This window comes from Nitrobacter sp. TKz-YC01 (assembly GCF_047824785.1).
Classification (GTDB): Bacteria; Pseudomonadota; Alphaproteobacteria; order Rhizobiales; family Xanthobacteraceae; genus Nitrobacter.
This window is the reverse complement of the sequence record NZ_CP181167.1, coordinates 1,724,301-1,741,997: the sequence shown is the minus strand read 5'-3', so window position 1 is coordinate 1,741,997 and position 17,697 is coordinate 1,724,301. Positions and strand designations below refer to the sequence as shown.

The 17,697-nt window shown below is 62.4% G+C and carries 20 protein-coding genes and 1 pseudogene; all 21 read right to left on the bottom strand.

Going from position 1 to position 17,697, the window contains the following annotated elements; all coding sequences use genetic code 11:
• Positions 1 to 109: 109 nt before the first annotated feature.
• The 21 genes and pseudogenes from ACMYR2_RS08190 to rpsN all read right to left on the bottom strand — a co-directional run bounded on the left by ACMYR2_RS08190 (position 110) and on the right by rpsN (position 17,681).
• On the bottom strand, positions 110 to 379 hold the full coding sequence (locus ACMYR2_RS08190) for an EscU/YscU/HrcU family type III secretion system export apparatus switch protein (RefSeq protein ID WP_347263104.1): 270 nt from the start codon (positions 377 to 379) through the stop codon (positions 110 to 112).
• The gene (locus tag ACMYR2_RS08185; RefSeq protein WP_347263105.1) at positions 376 to 2,049 is read right to left on the bottom strand and encodes a flagellar hook-length control protein FliK; all 1,674 of its coding nucleotides are present in this window, start codon (positions 2,047 to 2,049) and stop codon (positions 376 to 378) included. The genes ACMYR2_RS08190 and ACMYR2_RS08185 overlap by 4 nt, the downstream gene beginning before the upstream one ends.
• 48 nt (positions 2,050 to 2,097) lie before the next feature.
• Positions 2,098 to 2,880 carry an ATP12 family chaperone protein gene (locus ACMYR2_RS08180; RefSeq protein ID WP_416193968.1) on the bottom strand — a complete coding sequence of 261 codons (783 nt, stop codon included), beginning with the start codon at positions 2,878 to 2,880 and terminating at the stop codon, positions 2,098 to 2,100.
• A 157-nt stretch (positions 2,881 to 3,037) separates the two neighbouring features.
• Complete coding sequence (locus ACMYR2_RS08175) at positions 3,038 to 4,276, bottom strand: RluA family pseudouridine synthase (RefSeq protein ID WP_416193967.1); 1,239 nt, start codon at positions 4,274 to 4,276, stop codon at positions 3,038 to 3,040.
• Positions 4,277 to 4,463: 187 nt separating this feature from the next.
• Entirely contained in the window at positions 4,464 to 5,159 is a 696-nt protein-coding gene (locus ACMYR2_RS08170; RefSeq protein WP_347263108.1) for a tetratricopeptide repeat protein, read from the bottom strand.
• A 140-nt stretch (positions 5,160 to 5,299) separates the two neighbouring features.
• The gene (locus tag ACMYR2_RS08165) at positions 5,300 to 6,631 is read right to left on the bottom strand and encodes a replication-associated recombination protein A (RefSeq protein ID WP_347263109.1); all 1,332 of its coding nucleotides are present in this window, start codon (positions 6,629 to 6,631) and stop codon (positions 5,300 to 5,302) included.
• The gene (locus tag ACMYR2_RS08160) at positions 6,628 to 8,022 is read right to left on the bottom strand and encodes a DegQ family serine endoprotease (RefSeq protein WP_347263110.1); all 1,395 of its coding nucleotides are present in this window, start codon (positions 8,020 to 8,022) and stop codon (positions 6,628 to 6,630) included. Before ACMYR2_RS08160 ends, ACMYR2_RS08165 begins: the two co-directional genes overlap by 4 nt.
• Positions 8,023 to 8,386: 364 nt before the next feature.
• Positions 8,387 to 8,656, bottom strand: coding sequence for a hypothetical protein (locus ACMYR2_RS08155; protein WP_347263111.1), 270 nt, complete (start codon positions 8,654 to 8,656; stop codon positions 8,387 to 8,389).
• 444 nt (positions 8,657 to 9,100) lie between these two features.
• Entirely contained in the window at positions 9,101 to 9,517 is a 417-nt protein-coding gene (gene rplQ / locus ACMYR2_RS08150) for a 50S ribosomal protein L17 (RefSeq protein ID WP_347263112.1), read from the bottom strand.
• A 116-nt stretch (positions 9,518 to 9,633) separates the two neighbouring features.
• Positions 9,634 to 10,665: a DNA-directed RNA polymerase subunit alpha gene (locus tag ACMYR2_RS08145; RefSeq protein ID WP_347263113.1), complete on the bottom strand. Its 1,032-nt coding sequence runs from the start codon at positions 10,663 to 10,665 to the stop codon at positions 9,634 to 9,636.
• 98 nt (positions 10,666 to 10,763) lie between these two features.
• Positions 10,764 to 11,156: a 30S ribosomal protein S11 gene (gene rpsK, locus ACMYR2_RS08140; protein WP_009797114.1), complete on the bottom strand. Its 393-nt coding sequence runs from the start codon at positions 11,154 to 11,156 to the stop codon at positions 10,764 to 10,766.
• Between the two features lie 108 nt (positions 11,157 to 11,264).
• Positions 11,265 to 11,633, bottom strand: coding sequence for a 30S ribosomal protein S13 (rpsM, locus tag ACMYR2_RS08135; protein WP_347263114.1), 369 nt, complete (start codon positions 11,631 to 11,633; stop codon positions 11,265 to 11,267).
• A 439-nt stretch (positions 11,634 to 12,072) separates the two neighbouring features.
• Positions 12,073 to 12,657 (bottom strand): annotated as a pseudogene (locus ACMYR2_RS08130) (adenylate kinase); the annotation flags it as partial.
• 333 nt (positions 12,658 to 12,990) lie between these two features.
• A complete protein-coding gene (gene secY, locus ACMYR2_RS08125) occupies positions 12,991 to 14,322 on the bottom strand; it encodes a preprotein translocase subunit SecY (RefSeq protein ID WP_011314658.1) in 1,332 nt (443 codons plus the stop codon).
• A gap of 147 nt (positions 14,323 to 14,469) precedes the next feature.
• Entirely contained in the window at positions 14,470 to 14,955 is a 486-nt protein-coding gene (gene rplO / locus ACMYR2_RS08120) for a 50S ribosomal protein L15 (RefSeq protein WP_347263116.1), read from the bottom strand.
• A gap of 120 nt (positions 14,956 to 15,075) precedes the next feature.
• A complete protein-coding gene (rpmD, locus tag ACMYR2_RS08115) occupies positions 15,076 to 15,270 on the bottom strand; it encodes a 50S ribosomal protein L30 (protein WP_040673879.1) in 195 nt (64 codons plus the stop codon).
• Positions 15,271 to 15,349: 79 nt separating this feature from the next.
• The gene (gene rpsE / locus ACMYR2_RS08110) at positions 15,350 to 15,925 is read right to left on the bottom strand and encodes a 30S ribosomal protein S5 (protein WP_011314655.1); all 576 of its coding nucleotides are present in this window, start codon (positions 15,923 to 15,925) and stop codon (positions 15,350 to 15,352) included.
• A 58-nt stretch (positions 15,926 to 15,983) separates the two neighbouring features.
• On the bottom strand, positions 15,984 to 16,346 hold the full coding sequence (gene rplR, locus ACMYR2_RS08105) for a 50S ribosomal protein L18 (protein WP_141383214.1): 363 nt from the start codon (positions 16,344 to 16,346) through the stop codon (positions 15,984 to 15,986).
• A gap of 11 nt (positions 16,347 to 16,357) precedes the next feature.
• Positions 16,358 to 16,891, bottom strand: a complete 534-nt coding sequence (gene rplF / locus ACMYR2_RS08100; RefSeq protein ID WP_347263118.1) for a 50S ribosomal protein L6 — start codon at positions 16,889 to 16,891, stop codon at positions 16,358 to 16,360.
• 72 nt (positions 16,892 to 16,963) lie between these two features.
• Positions 16,964 to 17,362, bottom strand: coding sequence for a 30S ribosomal protein S8 (rpsH, locus tag ACMYR2_RS08095; RefSeq protein ID WP_141383215.1), 399 nt, complete (start codon positions 17,360 to 17,362; stop codon positions 16,964 to 16,966).
• Positions 17,363 to 17,375: 13 nt separating this feature from the next.
• The gene (rpsN, locus tag ACMYR2_RS08090; RefSeq protein ID WP_141383216.1) at positions 17,376 to 17,681 is read right to left on the bottom strand and encodes a 30S ribosomal protein S14; all 306 of its coding nucleotides are present in this window, start codon (positions 17,679 to 17,681) and stop codon (positions 17,376 to 17,378) included.
• Positions 17,682 to 17,697 lie beyond the last annotated feature (16 nt).

Here is a 17,697-nt window from a genome sequence, read left to right as displayed (position 1 = left end):
CGGCTCCGGTCGGCCTGAAGACTATGCGAGGTCCGCTGCATCATGATCCGATTTTAGCACGCGGCTTTTAGCACTGCCACCAACAGGCGCGGCAAAGAGCCACCGTCAATCAAGGTGCCCGTCCCGACATCCGCAGTACGAACACCAGAACCTCCGCGACCGCCTTGTACAGTTCGGCCGGAATCTCATCGCCAAGCTCGACATGCGACAGCGCGCCAGCCAGCACCTCGTTCTGCTCGATCGGGATATCGTGCTCGTTGGCCACCTCGATGATCTTCGCGCCGAGCGATCCCCTGCCCTTGGCGACCACGCGCGGCGCGCCGCTGCCTTTGTCGTAGTGAAGAGCGACGGCGACCTGATCCCTGGTCTCCACACTCATAGGGCGCGATCCAGAAAGTGGCCGGCAGGCGCGGGATTCGGCTGCGGCGGCACGCCTTCACCGATGATGATATCTCCCGGCTGCAATTCGGCGCGGCTCAATGCCTGGGTGAGCTGCGAGGCGCCGGCGCGCAACCGGCTCGCGGTGGAAGGACGCTCGGCCCAGAGCCGCACGGCCGTGGTATCGCCGGCCAGCGACACCAGCGCGTGAACCGGGCCCGCGGGTTCGACATCGATTGAAAAACGAGCGCGCCAGACCCGCGTCGCTGCCTCGGTATCGTGGCCGGCGGCATCGCGCGAGATCTCAAACTGCGCAACGGCCGTTCCGGCCGGAACGGCAAACGGAATCTCGAAATTCCAGCGCGGCATCATCTGGTCGAGCCGCGCTCCCCCCGTATCGGCGCGATCCGGAAGCGAGGCGATCTGCAACAGCACCTGACGGGAAATCGCCGCGTCCGTGTCATCAAGCAGTCGCCGCGCGATCTCCTCCGGCGATGCAGCCGGTGACAGTCCCGGCAGAGCGACGGGCTGCGCGGCCGGCAGCGCCCCGCCAAAGGGTGGCGGCGGCGTGCTGGTGCGCACGACAAAAACATTGTCCCCGGCGGGTCCGCTCGCCGGCCCGGTCCTGAGCGGCGGAGCGGCCTCGGGATCACCGCCCTGTCCGGGTTCCGCGGCGGGACCATTAATGCCTCTGTTCTGAAGCAGCTCTTGCAAGGCGTTCAGGGCCGCGCCGGTGACGGCGGCGCGAAGCCCTGCGTCCGATGCTCGGGGAAACACAGTCTGGTTCGCAAGAATGTCCGGATCGCCCGTCACGGCTGGTCGCGCCTGCGGCAGATAGACATCCTGTGCGTCGATATCCGGCGACAACGGCGGCGCGCCCGTCGCCATCGGCGAAGCTGTCTGCTGCGCTTGCTGGGATCCCGCGCCTGCGGCAGGCGGCGCGCCGCGAGAGGCGTCCCCGACCGAGATCGAAAGCGCCTCGCGAAGCACGAGCAGCGCGGCCTTCATATCGGGAAGTTTGGTATGGGCCGAGGCCGCAGGCTGTCCCGTCTCCGGGCCAGCCGCCAGCGACGATTCGAGAAAAAGGCCGGAAGTCCGGAACGCGGTCTTGATATCGCTTCCCGTGAGGCCCGGATCGAGACCGGGCCGCAGAGCCAGCAGCTGGTGCAGGGCCTGTCGTATGTCGGAGGACAGACTGCCGGATCCGGCGGCGACCAGCAGATTGGCGTAGAGCGGCGAGAGGCTGCCTTGCCGCGCCGCCGCCGCTTGCGCCGCGGCCGAGACGGAGAGAGCCTCCAACGGAGTCAAAACGGGAGTCAAAGCGGAAGTCAAAGTGGTCTTGGCGCTCGTCGCAGCCGCCGCGACATCCGGCGTCAGCGTCAACGCGTCCGCCGGTCCGGCGGCGGGCGTACCCGACAAGCCAGTCCCCACGACCGCAAGCCGAATCCCTTGCCCGGTCTGCGAGACCGCAAGCCGCAAACTCTGGCCGACCTGAACCGGAATTTCCGACAACGCCTCGATCGTCAGATTGGCGATGGCTATACGGACGAGGTTGTCGGCAAGGATTCCCTGAACTTTGGCATCGACCACCCTGCCGGGCTGCAGCACGGCGTCGGACGCAGCGTCTTGCGCCGCGATAACCGGGAAAATCGGGTTGATCGAGATCGCCATGAAGCCTCGTTTCACCCGTCAGGCTAGCTTCGGTATCTAAACCTCTCCTTAACCGGCCGGTTCAGCCCGCGCACGGAGGACGGCGGCGGCGGCCCGGAAATCGACCAGGCGTGCTGCCCTTTGGACGGCCGCCTCCTCATCGACGCCCCATTGCTCGCTGTTCCAGTCCTCATCGACGTAAGCCGCCGCCCAGACGTCGTCCGCGTCCAGCCGCCCGCGCATCAAGGCGATCGCAAGCAGCGCGGAACCGGTCAGCGTGGTCACGACATGCAGCGCCCCAACCACCCAGGGGTCTGTCGGCAGCGCCCCGCGGACGGCTGCAACCGCCTGATCCGGCTGACGGACATGCACAATGCCCTCGGCCAGGATGAACCGCGCTCCCAGCGCCTCGGCCGCCCATAGCAGCACGGGATCCCAATGCGCGGCTTCGCGGGCCACCAGCGCATCGGGATGGCCGGCGCGGTAGAACAGGAGGTCCGTTTCGAGATACTTGGCGATATCCTCGACAACGGTATCGACGCGAACGGTCACGCCATCAATGACGCTGTTGGCGAGCCGCGTCAGCGGCATGGTCGTGGGACTGATGAAGTCCCGTTGCGCCTCCCATTCCGCGGCGATGGTCTCGGCAATTTCGCGCGCCGGCGCCGCCAGCACGTTGCGCGACGGCGTGCGAACCGGCCTGTCGTCGAGCAGGATAGCGAATCCTTCCGGCGTCTCGTTGACGCCCACGCAGGCATAGAAGCGCTTGCGCTGCCCGGCCGGCGAGGAACCACGCGCCGTTTCCTCGCGGCCCGGCGTCGCCTTGCCGGAGCCTTCACCTGATTCACGCATCGCACACTCTTGGTTGCCGGCAGCGGCTGAGCCCCTGGAATCTTTTTCATTTGGCGCGTTATTCTTCACGCGAACCGGTTTCCATCCTCGGGTCAAGCCCGAGGACATGCTTCGCTCGAAAACGCTATAAAGCAACTTCTGATGTAACGGCGACAACCTACTCTTCCGGCGCGTTTTCGATAGGGTCGAACCGATCCGCTTCAAGACCGAGCAGATTCCACGATTGCAGCATGTGAGGCGGCAGCGGCGCGCTCGCATCGATAACGCCGCCGCGCGGATGCGGAATCACGATACGGCGCGCCAGCAAATGTAGCCGATTCTGAAGACCTCCCGGCAGCCGCCAGTTTTCTTTGTTGAAATACTTTGAGTCGCCAATGATGGCATGACCGATATGCGCCATGTGCGCGCGCAGTTGATGCGTTCGCCCCGTCACCGGCTTCAGCGACACCCACGCCAGCTTCTGGGCGGAGGTCTCCACCACCGCGTAATAGGTCACGGCGTGACTGGCCCCCTCGTCGCCATGCGCGGCGACCCGCATGATCGACTCCTCTTCATTCTCTTCCTTGGCGAGATAGGTCGAGATGCGGCCCTGCTTCGGCTTCGGCACGCCTGCGACCAGCGCCCAGTAAATCTTGCGCGCCGAACGATGGCGGAACGCGCCCGTCAGCGCAGTGGCGGCGAAACGCGTCTTGGCGATCAGCAGGCAGCCCGCCGTCTCGCGATCCAGCCGGTGCACGAGGCGCGGCCGCTGCCCTTTGGCGTCGCGCATCGTCTCCAGCATTCCATCGATGTGCCGGGACAGGCCGGAGCCACCCTGCACGGCGAGACCCGCCGGCTTGTTCAGCACCATGACGTCCGCATCCTCGAACAGCACCATCTTCCGCAGTTCGTCGCGGATTTTCGTGTCCGCCTCGGAGAGACCGGCCGCGGCCTTCGGCGTGTCGAGCTTGAGCGGGGGGATGCGAACCTTGTCGCCCTCGTCCAGACGATCCTTGCTGTCGGCGCGCCGGCCGTTCACGCGCAACTCGCCTTTGCGGACGATGCGCTGAATGTGGGAGAATGACAGGCCCGGAAAGCGTGCTTCAAGAAAGCGATCGACACGCATATTGGCCTCGTCAGCGCTCACCGCGACGGTCTGGACCTTCGTCGGCAGCGGCGCCGGCGCGGGCTCGGCCGGCTTTTCGGCGGGATGGTCGGAGTTGCGAGGCGCGCCCGCGCGCGGCGGCTTGCCAGGCCGAGTCCCCTGCCACCGTTCGCCCGCTGATCGCTCAGCTTCGCCACGGCCACTCGAACGCGTCACTTTTCCGGGACCGGCCGCTTTGGCCGAAGCGCCTTTAAGGCGTTCACTCCCGCGACCGCCGGACTTCGCTAAAGGTCGCCTGACTCGCCGACTCATCGGTTCCTCTATTCCTCGGCTTTATAGCTTTTTCGAGCGAAGTAGGTATTCGCCTCATCGAGCATGATCTTGCTTGAAAACGGCTCTATTCTTCAGGTCACGCCCCTGCTTACCGGCAACAATGCGGGTAGCGCAGACGCAAGGCAGCGGAACGGTGAAATCGGGTCACGCGCCATGCGCCCGACCGCTATGGGCAAGCGCCCTGCCTTTTGAGGAGCAACAGGTCGATCATCGCCCCGCGCGAGAGCTTGAGTTTGTTGGCTTCGGTTGCGGCCGCGCATGCGCCCGCGGCGTCATCCGTCTGTAACCGCGCAAGCCCGAGGCTGACCCACCCATCGGCGAAGTCCGGCGCCTCGCGCACGCCCTCCTCCAGAATCGTCTTCGCCTCGGCCGGACGCTTGGCTTTCAGCAGCAGGCGTCCGTAATCAGCTTTCAGCGTTCGCCGCTGCTTCGGCTGCCGCAACGCCACCTTGAACAGTTCTTCGGCATATTCGAGATCGCCGAAGCGCGCCGCGGTGATCACCGCGAAACCATGGTAGATCGCGCTCCGCTCGGGGGCCAATAGCCACGCCTGATTGAACCGTTTGCCCGCTTCGGGAAAATTACCGCGATCCAGATGCCCCCACCCGCGCTCGATGGCGGCAGCGGAAACCGCCTCGCGCGAACCCGCCTTGTCCGCCGCCGCCAGAAAGTCGGCATCGGTCTTTTGCTGTTCGGCCGTTTTCTCCGCGAAACCGTAGAACGGCTGTTCATCCATCCGCGCCGGGAACGTCTTCTTCGTGACCGCCACGCCGGGAGCAACTTCCGCCATCTCGGCGCGCGCCGCGTTCGTCATGCCAAGCAGCACCAGCGCCAACAGCCATCGGGTCATATGTCTTCGCATCGTCTGCACCTGTTTACGCCTCGCACCTTGTCGGAGCATCATAAACCGCTCCGTTCTGAAACAGTCTTTGAGCGTGCGCCGTCGCGCGAATTTGTCAGGGTCGTGGGTCGGCAGCCCGATACTGGCGTCGATCCGGCCCGTCACGACGCGCGCTCCCGCCGCAGTTTCGCCCAGTACTCCATGCGCTTGCGGATTTCGCGCTCGAACCCGCGATCCGGCGGATCATAGAAGATCTGGCGGCCGAGCGTCTCCGGAAAGTAGTCCTGTCCGGAAAACGCGTCCGGCATGTCGTGATCGTATTGATAGCCGCCGCCGTAACCTTCGGATTTCATCAGCCCGGTCGGCGCGTTGAGGATGTGCTTCGGCGGCAAGAGAGAGCCGGCGTCCTTCGCGATGCGCATCGCCGCGCCGAACGCCTTGTAGGCGGCGTTGGATTTCGGCGCGGTCGCGAGATAGATCACGGCCTGCGCGATCGCGAGTTCACCTTCCGGCGAGCCGAGGAAATCATAGGCATCCTTGGCCGCGTTGCAGATCACCAGCGCCTGCGGATCCGCAAGCCCGATGTCCTCCACCGCCATCCGCACCACGCGGCGCGCGAGAAACAACGGATCCTCGCCCGCCTCGATCATCCGCGCCAGATAGTACAGCGCCGCATCGGGATCTGAACCCCGCACCGACTTGTGCAAGGCGGAAATCAGGTTGTAGTGGCCGTCGGCGGATTTGTCGTAGATCGGCGCGCGGCGTTGCAGCACCCCCTGCAACTGCCCTGCATTGAAAACCTCGCCCTCGCGCGCCGACCGCCAGACTTCCTCGACCAGCGTCAGCGCCGCTCGGCCGTCGCCGTCGGCCATGCGCACCAGCGCCGCGCGCGCCTCGGCATCAAGCGGCAAAAGCTTGCCCTCGACCCCTTCGGCGCGGACAAACAATTTCTCGACCGCCGCCGCGTCGAGCGAACGAAACACCAGCACGCGCGCCCGCGACAACAGCGCCGCGTTCAGTTCGAACGACGGGTTCTCGGTGGTCGCGCCGACCAGAACGACGGTTCCGTCTTCCATGACGGGCAGAAACGAGTCCTGTTGCGCGCGATTGAAACGATGCACCTCGTCGACGAACAGGAGCGTGCCCGTCCCCGACTCGCGGCGCGCGCGGGCGGCCTCGAACGCCTTCTTCAGATCATTGACGCCGGAGAACACCGCCGACAGCTGTTCGAAATGCAGCGCGGTCGCATCCGCCAGCAGCCGCGCCACCGTGGTCTTGCCGGTCCCCGGCGGTCCCCAGAAGATGAGCGAGCCCAGCGTGCGGGTCTCCAGCATCCGGGTCAGCGCGCCGTCCGGCCCCAGGATGTGGTCCTGCCCGACCACGTCCGAAAGCATTTGCGGTCGCAGCCTGTCCGGCAGCGGATGCGGCGCATCACGCTCCAGGCCCGCGGCGGCGAACAGGCTCCTGGAGTCGTGCTGGCGTTTCGGGCTCATCCGCCCAGCATGACTTGAATCTGCTGGCCGCCGCGCATCAGCGTGATCCGCCAGAGCCGCCTCGCCTCGCGAACGGCCTGCTCGAGATCGGTCGTCTTGACGATCTTCTTGTTGTTGACCGCGAGGATGATGTCACCCTTCCTGAACCCGACATTCGCGGCCATTCCATTCTCCGCCAATGCGACGATCACGACCCCTTCGGCGCCGTAATCGAGATGAAGCTCGTCGGCCAGCCCCGGCGAGACATTCACAACCTTGGCGCCCTGGAACGGTGATGGCGCGGTAATCTCGATCTCGTCGCGGCTGGTGTCCGGCGCTGTCTCGAGCGGAACAGTCAGCTTGACCGGTTTTCCGTTGCGCTGGACTTCCAGCTGCGAGGTTCCGCCGAGCGGACGCGTCGCGAACCGATAGTCGAACGCATTGGGGTCGTCGACAGGCTGGCCGTCGATCGAGACGACCAGGTCGGACAGTTTGAGACCGGCGCGCGCCGCCGGACTTCCAGCCGCAACGCTGGCCACCAGCGCACCGGCCGGCGCCTTGAGGCCAATGGTTTCGGCAATCTCCGGGGTTATCGCCTGCAGCCGGGCCCCGAGCCAGGGCCGGCGCACGGCCTTGCCGCCGCTCTTGGCGGAAGCCACCACCACCCGCACCATGTTGGCCGGAATGGCGAAGCCGATGCCAAGTGACCCGCCGGTGCGCGAGAAAATCGCGGTGTTGATGCCGACGAGATTGCCCGTCATGTCAACCAGTGCCCCGCCCGAGTTTCCGGGATTGATCGCCGCATCGGTCTGGATGAAGAACTGATAGTCCGTAATTCCGACCTGCGTGCGCGCCAGCGCCGAAACAATGCCTTGCGTCACCGTCTGCCCGACGCCGAACGGATTTCCGATCGCCATGACAACGTCGCCGACCTGCAACTCATCCGAATTCGCGAAATCGAGCGTCGGAAACTTTTCCTTCACATTCTTCAACCGCAGGACCGCAAGATCGGTCCGCGTATCCTTGAGCACGATCTCGGCCTCGAACTCGCGCTTATCCGACAGCGCGATTTTGACCTGATCCGCGCCCTCGATCACATGATTGTTCGTCACGACAAGACCGGACGGATCGACCATCACGCCCGAGCCGAGCGAGCGCTGCATCTGTTCCGGCTGCCCACCCGGAACGCCGAAGAAACGGCGGAAGATCGGATCATCCAGCAGCGGATGGCGGTGCTGAATCATTTTGGCGGCGTAGACATTGACCACGGCCGGGACCACCCGCTGCACGATCGGCGCATAGGAAAGCCGCAGCTCGGCCTGGGAGGCCGGTACGCGGCGGTCCTGGGCATGAGCAGGCGCCAGCATCGTCAGAGCGAGGAACAGAGCGGCGGACAGGCGGAGCAGCGTCATGAACTTGATTCCCGGGAGCAGGATCGCAGATATACAGCGTTTTCGAGCGACCTGGATACCGGTTCGCGCAAAGAAAACGCGTCAAAACAAAATCATAGAGCCTCGCGCTTGTTTCAGTCAGAAGTCAGGCTCTGGTCTTCGCGAACCTCCAGGAGAAGCGAAAGACGCCTCTTGTCGCGATCACCCCGGTTGTTTCCGGGTTCGCCCGCGCGGCTTCGCCGCCTGTGCGCGCACGGCTTGCCATTTGCCTGGGCGCATCACTTCAAAACCTGCAATGCAGGGCTAACCGTCGCGCGGACGCAAAACGAGACGCGCTCGCTATCATCGTGCAGTCAATCTCAATGCGGAAAGTTACCCCTGAATCCTACTTGTAAACGGGAACCTCCCCCTTGATGGCATCTTCCATATCCTCAACAGCTTCGCGCCAATATGCCACGACAGCGCTCCAGTCCACATCGCTGCGAAGCTCCGGAAAATCCTTCTCGTCAAAGGTCACGTATTTGTCGACGATTTCGCGGAGCTTCTCGCGACTGATAGAGGTCCCGCCGCCGTTTGAGTAGGCGTGTAGATCGTGAATCGCGGCAAGTATGTCGTCGGTCAGCAAGGCGGCGGCAAAAACCATCTCAAAGTTCATTGTTCAAATCTCCAGGGGAGGAATGTCACCGAAGAACTCCGTGGAAAACGCCACGAACTAGAGCATCGGACCCGAAAGTGGGAACCGGTTTCGGGATAAATCCGATGCTCAATCAACTAACTAGAGCGGCGGCGCTGATTCCATTTGACCGGCCGCCGCTCTAAAAGGTCTGCATCCATTTAAGCTCCCTTGCAATCAGCAGGCGAGAGCATCCTCAGGACCGGCTCGCGGCGCATCCCCAGAGCCTTTGCGTTTCTGATAGAAACAGAAGCGGGCTCTATGATTTTGTTTTGTCGCGTTTCCTTGCGCGAACCCGGATCACATTTCTCAAGCGCGAACTTCGAGGATATGTTTTGTTTGCAGCACCTTACAGCGCAAACTCGAACCAACAAAAAAAGGCGGCGCCCCGCGGCACCGCCTTTTTTTGTTTCAAAGCTATCGCGCTCAGGCGGCTTCCGAAGCCTCATTCTGCACCGGCCCGGAATCCTGACCCTTGGCCTCCACATCGCGATCGACAAACTCGATCACGGCCATCGGCGCGTTGTCGCCATAGCGAAAACCAGCCTTGATGATGCGGGTATATCCGCCATGACGGTCCTTGTAGCGCGGCGCGAGCACGTCGAACAGCTTCTTCACCTGATCGACGTCACGCATCTCGCTGATCGCCTGACGGCGTTTATCGAGACCGCCCTTCTTGCCTAGGGTCACCAGTTTTTCGACGATCGGACGCAGCTCTTTCGCCTTCGGCAGCGTGGTGACGATCTGCTCGTGCTTGATAAGCGACGCCGACATGTTGGCGAACATCGCCTTGCGATGCTCCGCGGTGCGATTGAGCTTCCGGTGAACCTTACCATGACGCATTGATGTGATCCTCAGTCTTGTCCGACACCGACCGGTCGCCGGTCGCGCTGCTCAGGTGGGCTGCCTGCGTTCGCCCCGCTCTGATTTCCCGTCCCCTCCGGGGAGGACATCAAAGCTCAGTAATGGTCCTCGAAGCGCTTTGCCAGTTCATCGATATTCTCCGGCGGCCAACCCGGCACTTCCATACCGAGGTGCAACCCCATCTGAGCCAGCACTTCCTTGATCTCATTCAGCGACTTGCGTCCGAAGTTCGGGGTGCGCAGCATCTCCGCTTCCGACTTCTGCACCAGATCGCCGATGTAGACGATATTGTCGTTCTTCAGGCAGTTTGCCGAACGTACCGACAGTTCCAGTTCGTCCACTTTCTTGAGGAAAGCCGGATTGAACGCCAGATCCGGAATGATCTCGGTGGCGACTTCCTTGCGCGGTTCCTCGAAGTTGACGAAAACGTTGAGCTGATCCTGAAGGATGCGCGCGGCGAAGGCCACGGCATCCTCAGGCGTCACCCCGCCATTCGTTTCGATGGTCATGGTCAGCTTGTCGTAGTCGAGAATCTGACCCTCGCGCGTGTTTTCGACCTTGTAGGAAACCTTGCGCACCGGCGAATACAGGCTATCAACCGGGATCAATCCGATCGGCGCATCCTCGGGCCGATTACGCTCGGCGGCGACATAGCCCTTGCCGGAGGCGACGGTGAACTCCATGCGAATTTCGGCGCCATCGTCGAGGGTGCAGAGCTGAAGGTCGGGGTTAAGCACCACGACGTCACCGACGGTCTGGATATCGCCCGCGGTGACGGTGCCGGGACCCTGCTTCTTCACGACCATGCGCTTGGGGCCTTCGCCCTGCATCTTGATCGCGATGTCCTTGATGTTCAGCACGATGTCGGTAACATCCTCGCGAACGCCCGCAATCGAAGAGAATTCGTGCAGAACGCCATCGATGTGCACCGACTGCACCGCAGCGCCTTGCAGCGAGGACAACAGGATGCGGCGCAACGCATTGCCGAGCGTCTGGCCGAAACCGCGCTCAAGCGGCTCGGCTATCAGGGTCGCAAAGCGCGAGGGATCGCTGCCGGGAACGACCTGCAGCTTGTTCGGCCGGATAAGCTCTTGCCAATTTTTCTGGATCGTCACTGTTTCACCCATGCCATCAACATCGCTGGCGTTGGAGGACGCGGATCAATCCGCGCAATCAGATAAAGAAAATCGGAGTCGGCGGAACAACAAACCGCCGCTGTCGAATATCAGACGCGCCGGCGCTTGCGCGGACGGCAACCATTATGAGGAATCGCGGTCACATCGCGGATCGAGGTAACGGTAAAGCCCGCGGCCTGCAGCGCGCGCAGCGCCGATTCGCGACCCGAACCTGGGCCGGCAACCTCGACTTCGAGGGTACGCATACCGTGCTCCTGCGCCTTCTTGGAAACGTCTTCCGCCGCCACCTGCGCGGCGTAAGGCGTCGACTTGCGCGATCCCTTGAAACCCATCGTTCCCGCCGATGACCAGGCGATCGTATTGCCCTGCGCGTCGGTGATGGTGATGGTGGTGTTATTGAACGACGAATTCACATGCGCGATGCCGGACGCGATGTTCTTGCGCTCGCGGCGGCGAACGCGTGTCGTAGCTTCCTTACCCATTGTCAGCCTTTCCTGTGATCTCAACGCCGCCGTAATGCCAGCGGCTCCACCGACGAAGCGAGCAGCGACCGAACCTATTCCCTACTCGTCATTTCCTTGTCCGCGCTCTTACTTCTTCTTGCCGGCAATCGACTTGGCCGGCCCCTTGCGGGTGCGCGCATTGGTATGGGTGCGCTGGCCACGCACCGGCAGGCCGCGGCGATGACGCAGCCCGCGATAGCAGCCGAGATCCATCAGCCGCTTGATATTGATGCCGACTTCACGACGAAGATCGCCTTCGACAAGGTAATCGCGGTCGATCACTTCCCGGATCTGAAGCACTTCCTGATCGGTCAGTTGCGAAACCCGGCGATCGGCCGGAATCCTGACCTTCTCGATGATCTCGGCGGCATTCTTTTGACCAATGCCATGGATATACTGAAGCGCGATGACGACGCGCTTGTTGGTCGGGATATTCACGCCGGCAATACGGGCCACAGACTTCTCTCCTGTTGCCGACTCGTGTCGAGCCGGCCGTTCCTTCGATATTTCAGGCGGGTATCCTCAAACACAAGAACGACGCCCGACCCTCTGTAAGCTTGGGGTCCGGCATCGTCTAAAACGATCCGCTGGATGATCGTTTATTAAGGACTCGGCGGCATTCCGTCAACCGTTCCCCCGCTTTTGTTCGCTTTTTCGTGATTTTTTGGAGCGTCATTTTTGCGTTACGGACGACTCCTAACCGTTCATGGAAGACGCCTCCCGAACCCTTGTCGGCTTTTCTCGTCTCGCTTGGAGGCTGCCCCATCCGAGAATCGTTATTCACAAAAACAGTGGTAAATCAATTATATAGGGCTACGATCTTGATTCGACCGGAAGCGGGAGCGGCGCCCCTTCACTTTTACCACCTGCGGACCCCGAACTTTGACATCGGAACACCCGACCGCCTCAAAACCCGGCGGATATCTCGCGTAACGTCATCGATCTCCATCATCCCGTCAACGGTCAGCAGCTTGCCTCGCTCCGAATAGTAGCGAATGAGCGGCTCGGTCAGCGCGCGATAACTGGCCAACCGCTCCGAGAGCACCTCCGGCTTATCATCGGCCCGCACCTGCTCGCCCCGCGCCGTCATCTCCGCGACGCGGTTTTCAACACGTTGCAGCAACGCGCTTTGGTCGACCCGAAGCTCGATCACGGCATCGAGCGCGAGATTTCTGGATTGAAGCAGAAGATCCAGCGCTTCAGCCTGGGGAACGGTGCGCGGAAAGCCGTCGAGGATGAATCCTGTCTTGGCGTCCGCCTGCTCCAGCCGGTCGGAAATGATGTCGATGACGACATCGTCCGGGACCAGCCCCCCGCTGGCCATGATGTCCTTGGCCTTGAGACCGACCGGCGTACCCGCGGCGACCGCGGCGCGCAGCATGTCGCCTGTGGAAAGCTGAATGATTCCGTAATGATGGACCAGACGTTGCGCCTGCGTTCCTTTTCCCGCCCCCGGCGGCCCCAAAAGAATCAGTCTCATGAATATTGCCCCATCACCGGGTGAAACGAGCAGCCGTGCACCTGAGCTTCGATATCAGGCGCGGAGCAAGACACGGTCCGCGCCCCTTCCGGCAACTCATACGGCACCCTGCCGCAGGCGATCAATGCCTTGAGCTAGAATCTGTTTCAACCGCGTTGAATCCGACTCAACTACGTTGAATCAAACTCGTCGCTTATCTTTAGCGGGGAAACGAAGCGTCCTGTCGGTCTGACGCTTCTTCCGCAAAAGTCATCGCAGCCCGAATACACACCAACTATTCACTGGAAACGTTTTCTCGCTGACCGGCTGCGGTGAGCGAGAAAATACCCCGGATCACCGACGGCGGCCTCTCAGCTTGGACTTCTTGATCAGGCCCTCATACTGGTGGGCCAGCAGATATCCCTGCACCTGCGAAACCGTATCCATCGTGACGCTGACCACGATCAGCAGCGAGGTGCCGCCGAAATAGAAGGGTACGGCCGCGTAGGAAATCAGAATCTCAGGGATGAGGCAGACGACCGCAAGATAGACCGCCCCCGGCACCGTAATACGCGAGAGCACGTAGTCGATGTACTCGGCTGTCCGCTCGCCCGGCCTGATGCCCGGAATAAAGCCGCCGTGCTTTTTGAGATTGTCGGCCGTCTCGGTCGGATTGAAGACGATCGCGGTGTAGAAGAAGGTGAAGAACACGATCAGCGCGATGTACAGGATCAAAAACATCGGCCGGCCGTGACCGAGTTGGGTGTTGATCCACTGGAACCACTCCGGCCCGCTACCCGCGTTGAAGTTCGCGACTGTCGTCGGCAGCAGCAACAGCGACGAAGCGAAAATCGGCGGAATAACACCCGAGGTATTGAGCTTCAGCGGCAGATGGGAGGACTGCCCATCAAACATCTTGTTGCCGACCTGACGCTTCGGATACTGGATCAGCAGCCTGCGCTGGGCGCGCTCCATGAACACGATGAAGGCAATCACCGCGACGACCATGATCAGAACGATCAGGATGATCCCCGTGGACAGCGCGCCCTGGCGGCCGAGTTCGAGCATGCTGGCGAGCGCTGACGGCAACTCGGCCACGATACCGGCCATGATGATGAGGGAAATGCCGTTGCCGATGCCGCGTGACGTGATCTGCTCGCCGAGCCACATCAAAAACATGGTGCCGCCGGTCAATGTGATCGCGGTGGAGAGCAGAAAGAACATGCCGGGATTGGTGACGACATTACCCGCGCCCTGGAGACCGACGGCAATGCCGTAGGACTGGAAGAACGCCAGCACCACCGTGAGATAGCGGGTGTATTGATTGATGACCTTGCGGCCGGCTTCGCCCTCCTTCTTGAGAGCCTCGAGCTTGGGCGATACGGAGGTCAGCAGTTGCAGGATGATCGCGGCCGAAATGTACGGCATGATGTTCAAGGCGAAAATCGCCATGCGGTCGATGCCACCGCCGGAGAACATATTGAACATCCCGAGGATGCCGCCAGCCTGGGAATTGAACACCTTTTGCCAGACCGTCGGGTCGATGCCCGGCAGCGGGATGTAGGTACCCAGCCGATAGACGAGCAACGCGCCGAGCGTGAACCAGATGCGCTTCTTCAGTTCGTCGGCTTTTGAAAACGCCGAGAAGTTAAGGTTAGCCGCCAGTTGTTCCGCTGCTGAGACCATATTCAGCCCTCTCCCGCGCCAAAGGCGCCGTCACGCTCCGCCAGAACGGGCCGGCCGGCAGCCGCCGGACCTCTCATGATGTTCGATCCCTGATGAATCCAACATCCGCAAGTCTCTGTCGCATCAAAGCGGGCGATGACGCGAACGTTACGCCGCCTCACCTTCGTCCTTCTTCGGCGCGAGGATTTTAACGGTGCCGCCCGCCTTCTCAACCGCCGCGATCGCGGCCTTCGAGGCGCCGTGAACCTCAACGGTCAGTTTCGACTTGATCTCGCCGCGGCCAAGCAGACGGACGCCGCCCTTGGCGCGACGCACCACGCCGGATTTCACCAGCGACTCGGCGTTGACAGTCGCGCCGGCATCGATCGTGCCGGCATCGATCGCGGCCTGAAGCCGATCGAGATTGATCTCGGCGAACTCGACGCGGAAGATGTTGTTGAAACCGCGCTTCGGCAACCGCCGATGCAGCGGCATCTGGCCGCCCTCGAAGCCGTTGATGCGCACACCGGAGCGCGCGGTCTGTCCCTTGCCGCCACGGCCGCCGGTCTTGCCCTTGCCGGAGCCGATACCCCGGCCGATCCGCATGCGCTTCTTGCGCGAGCCTGCGTTGTCGGCGATATCGCTGAGTTTCATGGTCGCGTCCTCATCGTGTTCCTCGCGCCGGGATCATCCCGGCATCCACGTCTTTCGCCGAATCCGCTCGTGTCCGAAGCCGTGGCTTCCCGGCGCAGGCCGGGTATAAATAGCAAACTGTTACGTCTCGTCGATAACGCGGACGATGTGCCGAACCTTCGCGATCATGCCGCGAATTTCAGGCGTATCCTGCAACTCCGCGGTCCGGCCGATCTTGTTGAGCTTGAGCCCGACCAACGTCGAGCGCTGCGAGTGATGGCGGCGGATTGCGCTGCCGGTCTGCTCGACCTTGATTGTTTTTGCGGCCTTGGCCATCGTCGTCACTCCAAATCCTGTCTCGCCCGGCGGGTCTCGGATGGGCCGGCGGCAACCGCCGCCCCGGCTCGAAACTCCGCTATTCGGCAACAGCCTCCGCGTCACCACCCACACGGCGCGATTGCAGCGTCGAAACCTTGATGTTGCGACGGGCGGAAACCGAGCGCGGTGAATCCTGGTGCTTCAGCGCGTCGAAGGTCGCGCGAACCATATTATAGGGATTGGACGAGCCGACCGACTTCGCCACCACGTCCTGGATGCCGAGCGTCTCGAACACCGCGCGCATCGGGCCACCGGCGATGATCCCCGTGCCGGCTGGCGCCGCGCGCAGATAAACGCGGCCTGCGCCGTGGCGGCCTGCGATGTCATGATGCAGCGTCCTGCCCTCGCGCAGCGGAACACGCGTCAGATTGCGTTTCGCCGATTCCGTCGCCTTGCGGATCGCTTCCGGAACCTCGCGCGCCTTGCCGTGCCCGAACCCGACGCGGCCCTTCTGGTCGCCGATCACGACCAGCGCCGCGAAACCGAAGCGCTTGCCGCCCTTGACGACCTTCGCCACGCGGTTGATGTGGACGAGCTTGTCGACGAACTCGCTGTCGCGCTCCTCGCGATCCCTGCTCCGTTCGCGTCCGCCGCGTTCGCGTTCACCTGCCATGGTGTTTTTCCGATCCTTGTGAGGCTCTCGCCCCTGTCCTGTTCGTCCGATATACCACTTAGAAGCTCAATCCGCTCTCGCGAGCGGCATCGGCCAGCGCCTTGACGCGACCGTGATAGAGATAGCCGCCGCGATCGAAAACAACTTCCTTGACGCCGTTCTTCACCGCCCGCTCCGCCACAAGCTTGCCGACGGCCTTGGCCGCATCGATGTTGGCGCCTGTGTTGCCCGCGTCGCGCATCGCCTTCTCCAGCGAGGAGGCCGAGGCCAGCGTCTCGCCTTTCAGGTCATCAATGACCTGGGCATAGATGTGCTTCGACGAGCGGAACACCGACAAGCGCGGACGGCCATTTGCGGTCCGGCGCAATGACAGCCTCACGCGTTGCTTGCGCCGGGCATTCGTAATCTTCATTTTCGACATGACCGGCTCCGTTACTTCTTCTTGCCTTCCTTACGGAAGATCGTTTCGTCGGCGTACTTCACGCCCTTGCCCTTGTAGGGCTCCGGCGGACGATAGCCCCGGATTTCGGCCGCGACCTGACCGACGCGCTGTGCATCATTGCCCGTGATCGTGATTTCGGTCGGCTTCGGCACGGTGATCGTAATCCCCTCGGGGACTGCGTAGTTGACATCGTGGCTATAGCCGAGCGCGAGCTGCAACGACTTGCCTTGCAACGCGGCACGATAGCCGACGCCGATGATCTCGAGCTTCTTTTCAAATCCCTTGGTGACGCCGTCGACGAGATTCGCGACCTGAGCGCGCGCGGTGCCATACAGCGCCTGCGCCCGTTTGGTCTCGTATCGCGGCGCGACCTTCACCGCGCCGTCCTCAAACTTCACCTCGACGTCATCATGGACAACGAATCGAAGCTCGCCTTTCGGCCCCTTCATCTTGACGGTCTGCCCTTCGACGGTCGCGGTCACACCAGACGGCACCGCGGCTGGCCTCTTGCCAATGCGTGACATGGCTCAATCCTTCATCTTAGTCTGCGCGCATTCCTGTCGCAAAATCGGCTTCCCACTTTCGCGATACGCGCGCTAGAACACCGTAAAGAGAACTTCACCGCCCACATTGGCGTCGCGCGCCTCGTGGTCAGCCATGATCCCCTTCGGGGTCGACAACACAGAGATTCCCAACCCGTTGTTGACGCGGGGCAGATTCTTCACCGAGGCGTAAACGCGGCGGCCGGGCCTGGAGACGCGCTCGATCTCGCGAATCACGGGCTCCCCGTCGAAATACTTCAGCTCGATCTCAAGCTCGCTGCGACCCGAGGAATGCTCGACACTGGCATAGCCGCGGATATAGCCTTCACTCTTGAGAACCTCGAGCACGTTCGCGCGCATCTTCGAGCCTGGAGCCGAAACCTTGGGCTTGCTGCGCATCTGCGCATTGCGAATGCGGGTGATGAGATCGCTGATCGGATCGTGCGTGGACATCTGGCGATCCTCCTTACCAGCTCGACTTCACGAGGCCAGGAACCAGGCCTCTGGAGCCGAGGTCGCGCAGCGCGATACGGCTCAGCTTGTTCTTGCGATAGTTCGAACGCGGACGCCCGGTCAGCTCGCAGCGGTTTCGTATGCGCGTCGCGGACGAGTTGCGCGGCATTTCGGCAAGCTTCAGCGTCGCGGCGAAGCGTTCCTCCATCGGCTTGGTCTTGTCGGCGATGATGGCCTTCAGCCGCGCGCGCTTCGCAGCCGCGTTCCGGTTCATCCGCCTGCGCCGGTTGTTCTTCTCGATCGAACTCTTCTTTGCCATGCTTGGCTCCTTACCT